The sequence below is a fragment of the Microbacterium sp. P2_F9 genome (genome assembly GCF_056403635.1).
This window is the reverse complement of record NZ_JBFUFC010000189.1, coordinates 1-7,621: the sequence shown is the minus strand read 5'-3', so window position 1 is coordinate 7,621 and position 7,621 is coordinate 1. Positions and strand designations below refer to the sequence as shown.

The window sequence follows — 7,621 nt, the reverse complement described above, 5'->3', positions numbered from 1 at the left end:
GTGCTCGTCACCTCGCCCCAGCGCACGCTGGCCGACCTCGCACGAGTGCCAGACGATACCTACGCCGAGKCAGCCCGCCTGCTCAGCGATGCGGAGCCGGGTCTCGCGGCCCACGCGATCGAGTGGTTCGGCATCCGCGGCGTCGTACCGAACAAGCGGACGGCGGTTGCCTTCCTCCGCGGCATCGCCGCGCGCGAAGGTCAGGACGACGTGACGCGGTAGACGTCGTAGACGGTGTCGATGCGCCGCACGGCGTTGAGCACACGGTCGAGGTGGACGATGTCGCCCATCTCGAAGACGAACCGGCTGAGTGCCAGCCGATCGTTGGTGGTCGACACCGTCGCCGAAAGGATGTTCACATGGTGCTCGCTGAGCACGCGGGTGACGTCGCTGAGCAGCCCGGAGCGGTCGAGCGCTTCGACCTGGATCTGCACCAGGAAGATGCTCTTGGTCGTCGGCGCCCACTCGACGTCGATCAGGCGCTCGGGGCTGTCCTTCAGGGACTTCACATTCGTGCAGTCGCCACGGTGCACCGACACTCCGCTGCCGCGGGTCACGAAGCCGACGATCGGATCGCCCGGCACCGGCGTGCAGCACTTCGCGAGTTTGACCAGGATGTCGGGGGCCCCGCGCACGAGGATCCCGGAGTCGCCGCCGCGCGGCTGGCGCGGCTTGCCGAGGAACGGGAGATCGATGGGGCCCGTGCTCGTGTCGTTCGCGCTGACGAGCGCAGTGACCTTCTCGATCACCGACTGCGTCGAGACGTTGCCCTCGCCGACCGCCGCGTAGAGCGCCGAGACATCCTCGTAGCGAAGGCTCTGCGCGACCTCCGAGAACGAGTCCTGGCTCATCAGCTTCTGCAGCGGGAGGTTCTGCCGGCGCATCGCGCGTGCGATCGCCTCTTTGCCCTGCTCGATGGCCTCTTCGCGACGCTCCTTGGTGAACCAGCCGCGGATCTTGCTGCGTGCCCGGGTGCTGCGCACGAAGCCCAGCCAGTCCTGGCTGGGTCCGGCATCCGGGTTCTTCGAGGTGAACACCTCGACGACGTCGCCGCTCTTCAGCTCGGATTCGAGCGGCACGAGCCGTCCGTTCACCTTGGAGCCCATCGTGCGATGGCCGATCTCGGTGTGGACGGCGTAGGCGAAGTCGACGGGCGTCGCGCCGGCGGGCAGCCCGATCACGCGGCCCTTGGGCGTGAAGACGTAGACCTCCTTCGCGCCGATCTCGAATCGGAGCGAATCCAGGAACTCACCAGGGTCGGCGGTCTCAGCCTGCCAGTCCGAGATGTGCGCGAGCCAGGCCATGTCGGCGTCCACCGACTTTGGGTCGGCCTTGCCGCCCGCCATCTGCTCCTTGTACTTCCAGTGCGCCGCAACGCCGTACTCGGCCTGCTGGTGCATCTCGTTCGTGCGGATCTGGATCTCGACGGTGCGGCCGCCCGGTCCGATCACCGTCGTGTGCAGCGACTGGTAGAGGTTGAACTTCGGGGTCGCGATGTAGTCCTTGAAGCGTCCGGGCAGCGGCGTCCAGCGGGCGTGGATCGAGCCGAGCACCGCGTAGCAGTCGCGCACGCTCCCCACGAGCACGCGGATGCCGATCAGGTCGTAGATGTCGTCGAACTCGCGACCGCGAACCACCATCTTCTGATAGACGGAATACAGTTGCTTCGGACGGCCCATCACGCGGCCGCGGATGCGCAGCTCGCGGAGGTCGGCGTCCACCGAGTCGATGACGTTCTGCACGTACTGCTCACGCTGCGGAGTGCGCTGCCGGACGAGACTCTCGATCTCGGCGTAGAGCTTGGGGTGCAGCACGGCGAAGGAGAGATCCTCGAGTTCGGACTTCACCGTCTGGATGCCGAGCCGGTGCGCCAGTGGCGCGTAGATCTCGAGGGTCTCGGTGGCCTTCTTCTGGGCCTTCTCCGGAGGCACGAAGCCCCACGTGCGCGCATTGTGCAGTCGGTCGGCGAGCTTGATCAGCAGGACACGGATGTCGCGCGACATCGCGACGATCATCTTGCGGACCGTTTCGGCCTGGGCGCTCTCGCCGTACTTGACCTTGTCGAGCTTCGTGACGCCGTCGACGAGCATCGCGACCTCGTCGCCGAACTCGGCGGTGAGCGTCTCGAGCGAGTAGTCGGTGTCTTCGACCGTGTCGTGCAGCAGGGCCGCCGCGATCGCCCGCGGCCCCAGACCGAGATCGGCCAGGATCTGCGCGACCGCGAGCGGGTGCGTGATGTACGGCTCGCCGCTCTGGCGGACCTGCCCGGAGTGCGCGCGCTCCGCGACCGCGTAGGCGCGCTCGACGATCGTCAGATCGCCCTTCGGATGGTGTGTGCGCACCGTCCGCATCAGCTGCTCGACGTCGTCGCGACGGGCCGAGCGGGAGAAGATCCGCGGCACCAGCCGTCGCAATGACGACGACTGCGCCGACGGTGCCTGGGCGGCGGCCGAGGGCGTGGGGACGGTCTCGGTCATGGCCGTCGTCCCCCCTCCGCTGGATCCATCAATCCTACGCCCGCGGGAAACCGCGCCGGTCAGGCCGGAACGCCCGCCTTCGCCCTCGTCTCGAGCGCACGCTGGTCGCGCGCCTTGACTCCCGGCTCGTTCTCACGCAGGAGCGAGTAGAGCGGGGAGGCGACGAAGATCGTCGAGTACGCGGCCACGATCGTTCCMACGAAGATCGCCAGCGAGATGTCGGTCAGCGTCTGAGCACCGAGCCACAGTGCACCGATGAACAGGATCGCCCCGGTGGGCAGGATCGCCACCACTGTCGTGTTGATCGAGCGGATCAGGGTCTGGTTCACCGCCAGGTTGACGGACTCGCCGAAGGTGCGACCGGAGATCTCGCCGTCCTCGCTGGTGTTCTCGCGGATCTTGTCGAAGACGACAGTGGTGTCATACAGCGCGTACGACAGGATCGTGAGGAATCCGATCACGGCCGCCGGTGAGATCTCGAAGCCGAAGAGCGCGTATACGCCGATCGTGATCACGAGCACGTCCACGAGGCCGATGATCGCGGCGGCGGACATCTTCCAAGTGCGGAAGTAGAGGCCCAGGATCAGGAAGGTCAGCGCGAGGAAGATCACCAGGCCCCACAGGGACTGGCGGGTGACGTCGGCCCCCCAACTGGGACCGATGAACGAGGCCGTGACCTCGCTTTCGGCCACGTTGTACGCGTCCGCGAGGGCCACGCTCACCTGTCGCGTCTCGTCGGCGCTCATCTGGTCGGTCTGGACGCGGATCGTGTCCGTGCCGATCGTGGTGACCTTGGTCGTGGCATCCGGCACCACGGTGTGTACAGCATCCGTCGCGACGGATTGATCGGTCGTCGAGACGCCCGAAACCGTGAACTGCGATCCGCCGGTGAACTCGATCGAGAACTGGACGGGGCGGAACAGCGGCACCAGCAGCGAGCCGAGCACCAGCAGCGCGGCGATGATGAACCACAGGTTCCGCCGCCCGACGAACGGGAGCGAGGTTTTTCCGGTGTAGAGGTCGTTGCCGATCTGACTCATGGAGCGCATCAGTCGTCCCCCTCCTTGCCGGGCGTGCCCGGTTTGTCCGCGACCGCGGTCTTGGTCTTGGCGGGGTCTCCCCCGGACAGCTGGGCCTGTTTCCGCTCGGCGATCGTCTGACGTCGCTCAGCCTCGCCGCGCGACTTCGCATTGCGCCGGCCTGAGGGCGTGTTCGCCTCGGCGACCGGGGCGCGGAACTGCGCACGTCCGCGGTACACCGCACCGAGCGCATCCGGGTCGAGTCCGGAGAGCGGATGCCCCGACCCGAAGAACCTCGTCCRGGCGAGCAGCTGCATCACCGGGTGGGTGAACAGGATGAAGATCACCACGTCGATGACGGTCGTGAGTCCCAGCGTGAACGCGAAGCCCTTCACCGTGGCGTCGGCGAGGATGTACAGCACGACGGCCGCGAGGAGGTTGATCGACTTCGAGATGTAGATGGTGCGCTTGGCACGACCCCAGCCGTCCTCGACGGCGCCGGTGATCGACTTGCCGTCGCGGAGCTCGTCTCGGATGCGCTCGAAGTACACGATGAACGAGTCCGCCGTGAAGCCGATCGAGACGATCAGACCGGCCACACCGGCAAGCGACAGGCGGAAGCCCATGCGCCATGCCAGGATGCAGATCGTGATGTAGGTCAGCACGCCCATGACCACGAGCGACGCGATGATCACGAAGCCAAGCGCCCGGTAGACGATGATCGAGTAGATCGCGACCAGCGCGAGCCCGATGAGCCCCGCGATGAGGCCGATGGCGAGCTGCTGCGAGCCGAGGGTCGCCGAGATCGTGTCCGCCGAGACGACCTCGAAGCTCAGCGGCAGAGCACCGTACTTGAGCTGATCGGCGAGCGTCTTCGCCGTCACCTGGGTGAAGTCGCCGGTGATGCTCGGCTGACCGTCGAGGATGACGCCCTGCATCGCGGGCGCCGAGAGCACGAGCCCGTCCAGGACGAACGCGAACTGGTTCAGCGGCGCCGTTTGGCCGTACAGGCGCTGGCTGATCTCGCCGAAGGTCGTGGTGCCGCCGTCATCGAACTTCAGGGTGACGGCCCATTGCCCGTTGTTCTGCTGGAGGCCGTAGCTGGCGTCCGAGATCGAGGAGCCGTCGAGCTCGACCGGACCGAGGATGTACTTGACCGTTCCGGTGACGTCGCAGGTCACCAGCGGCTCGTCGGTCGGCTCACTCGCCGGATCGTTCGCCGGATCCGCGCAGTCGTAGGCGAGGAACTCCGCCTGCAGCGCCTCCGTGATCCACGCCGGGTCGCTCGCATTGGTCGGTGCCGCGGTGGGCGTCGAATTCAGCGTCGGGTCGGGCGTCGGGTACGGGGTCTCCTTGCCATCCTCGCCGGCGAACGTGTTCGCGGGCGCTCCGGCGTACAGCACGGGGCGCAGCTGCAGCTGGGCGGATGCCTCGATGCGCTGGCGGGTCTCGTCGTCTGCCTCGCCCGGGATCTGGACGACGATGTTCTTGCCGCCCTCGGTCGTCACCTCGGCCTCGCCGACGCCCGAGGCGTCGACGCGCTGACGGATGATCGTGACGGCCTGGTTCATCTGGTCGGTCGTCGGATCAGAGCCATCGGCGGTCTGCGCCTCCAGGATGATCTGGGTGCCGCCCTGGAGGTCGAGTGCGAGTGCGGGCGTCCAGGAGGACGCCTGGAACACGTACACGCCGAGCGCATTGATTCCGAACAGGACGGCGATGATGGCCGCAAGGCCGATCAGCGCACGCCAGGCATGCCGGACGGGGGAGGATGTCGCCACGAGGGTCAGCTTTCTCGGGTGCCCGAAGGCGAGGTTCAGGCGTTGGGCTTGGCGTCCGCGTCGGAGTCCGGGTCCGGCGTGTCGGTCACGACCTCGGACGCGGGCTCGATCTCGGGCTCGGTCTCGGCCGCCTCGGAACCGAGGTAGTCGTCTCCCGGCACCGTCTCTTCGCCCGGGGTCACGACGCGCAGGATGGCCTGGCTGTGCACCTTGATGTCGACGCCCGGTGCGATCTCCACGATCGCGGGCTTGTCGAGGTCGGTCGGGTCGTACTCGACGATCGTGCCGAAGAGGCCGCCCTGGAGCAGCACCTCAGCCCCGGGCACGGTCTGACGCGCCTTGACCTCCTGCTCGGCCTTCTGCTTCGCCTGACGGCGGCGCGAGCTCCAGAACATGAAGACGAGGAGCACGACCAGAAGGATGATCAGTCCGTAATCGGAGAGGAGTTTGGTGAAGTCCATGGCGGTCTGAGCACCTTTCGGGTGAGGCGCACGCCAGTGGCGGCGGTGCCTTTGTAAGGAGGGAGGGTCGGCGAAAGCCTTCAGCGATTATAAGTCATCGAATCGGAGCACCGATTCGGCATGCGGAATGCCCAGATGAGCGTACGCCGCTGCAGTTGCGACGCGGCCGCGCGGAGTGCGGCCGAGGAACCCGATGCGCACCAGGTACGGCTCGACCACGGACTCGATGGTGTCGGCCTCCTCGCCCACCGAGACCGCGAGCGTGCTGAGGCCGACCGGCCCGCCGCGGAAGCGGCGCACGATGGTGTCCAGCACCGCACGATCGAGCCGATCGAGGCCGATGCGGTCGACGTCGTACAGCTCCAGCGCGGCTCTCACGGCCTCGATGTCGGCGTGGCCGGAAGATGTGCCGTGCACGACGACGAAGTCGCGCACGCGGCGCAGGAGGCGGTTCGCGATACGCGGGGTTCCGCGTGACCGTCGGGCGATCTCGGATCGGGCCGCGGGCGGCAGCACCACGCCGAGCATCGCCGCCGACCGCTCGACGACGCGCTCGAGCTCTTCCGGCTCGTAGTACTCCAGGTGCGCGGTGAACCCGAATCGGTCGCGGAGCGGGTTCGGGAGCATCCCGGATCGCGTCGTGGCGCCCACCATGGTGAACGGAGCGAGGTCGAGCGGAATGCTCGTGGCCCCCGCGCCCTTCCCGACCATGATGTCGATCCGGAAGTCCTCCATCGCGAGGTAGAGCATCTCCTCGGCGGAGCGGGCCATGCGGTGCACCTCGTCGATGAAGAGCACCTCGCCCGGCGTCAGGCTGGACAGCAGCGCCGCGAGATCGCCGGCGTGCTGGATCGCCGGACCGCTCGACATCCGGAGCGGCCGGCCGCTCTCATGCGCCACGATCATGGCGAGCGTCGTCTTGCCGAGGCCTGGCGGACCCGACAGCAGGATGTGGTCGGGTGAGCGCTGCTGGATGCGCGCCGCGTCCAGCAGAAGCTGGAGCTGACCCCGCACCTTCTGCTGCCCGACGAACTCGGCGAGCGAGGTGGGGCGCAGTGCGCCCTCGATCGCGAGCTCCACCTCGTCGACCGGCTCGCCGGTCTCCCTGAAGTCATCCACCGGCGGGCTCCCGACGGGCCGGTCCGAGCATGGCCAGCGTCAGACGCAGCAGCGCCTGCACCGAGGCGCGGTCGGTCTCAGAGGCGTCATCGGCGACGGATGCCACGGCTTCGGCGGCGGTCCGCTCCGACCAGCCCAGCCCGACGAGGGCCTGCGTGACCTGCGCCGAGACGGCAGGCGCGGCATCCGGTCGCGTGGGCACGGTGGCGAGCGACGGCGCGAGCTTGCCGGCCAGCTGGACCACGATGAGCTTCGCGGTCTTCGGGCCGATGCCCGACACGCGGCGGAACGGGGCGTCGTCGTCCGCGGTCACCGCGGCGGCGATCTGTCCGACCGTCAGGGTCGAGAGGATGCCGAGCGCAGACCGCGGGCCGACGCCGGTCACGCCGAGCAGCTGGGTGAACACGCCCAGCTCGTCGCGGGTGTCGAAGCCGAACAGCGACAGGGCGTCCTCCCGGACGATGAGCGTCGTGTGCAGTCTCAGCTGGTCGCCCAGGTGTGCCGCGGCGGAGAGCTGCGGGGTGACGGAGACGCTGAGTCCCACGCCGCCGACTTCGACCACGAGGAGGTCGGTGTCGATGTGCACCACGCGACCGTGGACAGACGAGATCATGGTCCGAGCCTACGGAGGCGGTTCGCAGTTTTGTTCGACCGACACGCAGGCGTGTCAGCGCCGCGTGGACCGCTCTGCGTCGGCCCAGGCCCGCTGTGCGGGCGTCAGCGCGGCCGCGGGAGCCGCCGCGGCTCCACCGCCGCGCCACGCG

The 7,621-nt window shown here is 68.1% G+C and carries 7 protein-coding genes; 1 reads left to right on the top strand and 6 read right to left on the bottom strand.

What is annotated here, in order from left to right:
* Positions 1-222, top strand: a 222-nt coding sequence (locus AC1DVT_RS16170; RefSeq protein WP_477390010.1) for a hypothetical protein, incomplete at its 5' end; no start/stop codon positions are given.
* Here AC1DVT_RS16170 and AC1DVT_RS16165 read toward each other — a convergent pair.
* The 6 genes from AC1DVT_RS16165 to ruvA form a co-directional block, all read right to left on the bottom strand.
* Entirely contained in the window at positions 201-2,477 is a 2,277-nt protein-coding gene (locus AC1DVT_RS16165) for a RelA/SpoT family protein (RefSeq protein WP_457098654.1), read from the bottom strand. The two genes, AC1DVT_RS16170 and AC1DVT_RS16165, sit on opposite strands and share 22 nt — an antisense overlap.
* Before the next feature lie 59 nt (positions 2,478-2,536).
* Positions 2,537-3,526 (bottom strand): protein translocase subunit SecF, encoded by a 990-nt coding sequence (gene secF, locus AC1DVT_RS16160; protein WP_457098653.1) that lies wholly within the window; start codon positions 3,524-3,526, stop codon positions 2,537-2,539.
* Positions 3,526-5,277 carry a protein translocase subunit SecD gene (secD, locus tag AC1DVT_RS16155; RefSeq protein ID WP_477390009.1) on the bottom strand — a complete coding sequence of 584 codons (1,752 nt, stop codon included), beginning with the start codon at positions 5,275-5,277 and terminating at the stop codon, positions 3,526-3,528. The genes secF and secD overlap by 1 nt, the downstream gene beginning before the upstream one ends.
* A gap of 35 nt (positions 5,278-5,312) precedes the next feature.
* Positions 5,313-5,738: a preprotein translocase subunit YajC gene (locus tag AC1DVT_RS16150; RefSeq protein WP_477390008.1), complete on the bottom strand. Its 426-nt coding sequence runs from the start codon at positions 5,736-5,738 to the stop codon at positions 5,313-5,315.
* An 87-nt stretch (positions 5,739-5,825) separates the two neighbouring features.
* Positions 5,826-6,857, bottom strand: coding sequence for a Holliday junction branch migration DNA helicase RuvB (gene ruvB, locus AC1DVT_RS16145; RefSeq protein WP_477390007.1), 1,032 nt, complete (start codon positions 6,855-6,857; stop codon positions 5,826-5,828).
* Positions 6,850-7,470 (bottom strand): Holliday junction branch migration protein RuvA, encoded by a 621-nt coding sequence (gene ruvA, locus AC1DVT_RS16140; RefSeq protein WP_477390006.1) that lies wholly within the window; start codon positions 7,468-7,470, stop codon positions 6,850-6,852. The genes ruvB and ruvA overlap by 8 nt, the downstream gene beginning before the upstream one ends.
* Between the last annotated feature and the right edge of the window lie 151 nt (positions 7,471-7,621).

Coding starts and splice junctions, on each gene's coding strand:
- AC1DVT_RS16150 (WP_477390008.1), bottom strand. CDS start 5,738: ATGGACTTCACCAAACTCCTCTCCGATTACGGACTGATCATCCTTCTG.
- AC1DVT_RS16165 (WP_457098654.1), bottom strand. CDS start 2,477: ATGACCGAGACCGTCCCCACGCCCTCGGCCGCCGCCCAGGCACCGTCG.
- ruvA (WP_477390006.1), bottom strand. CDS start 7,470: ATGATCTCGTCTGTCCACGGTCGCGTGGTGCACATCGACACCGACCTC.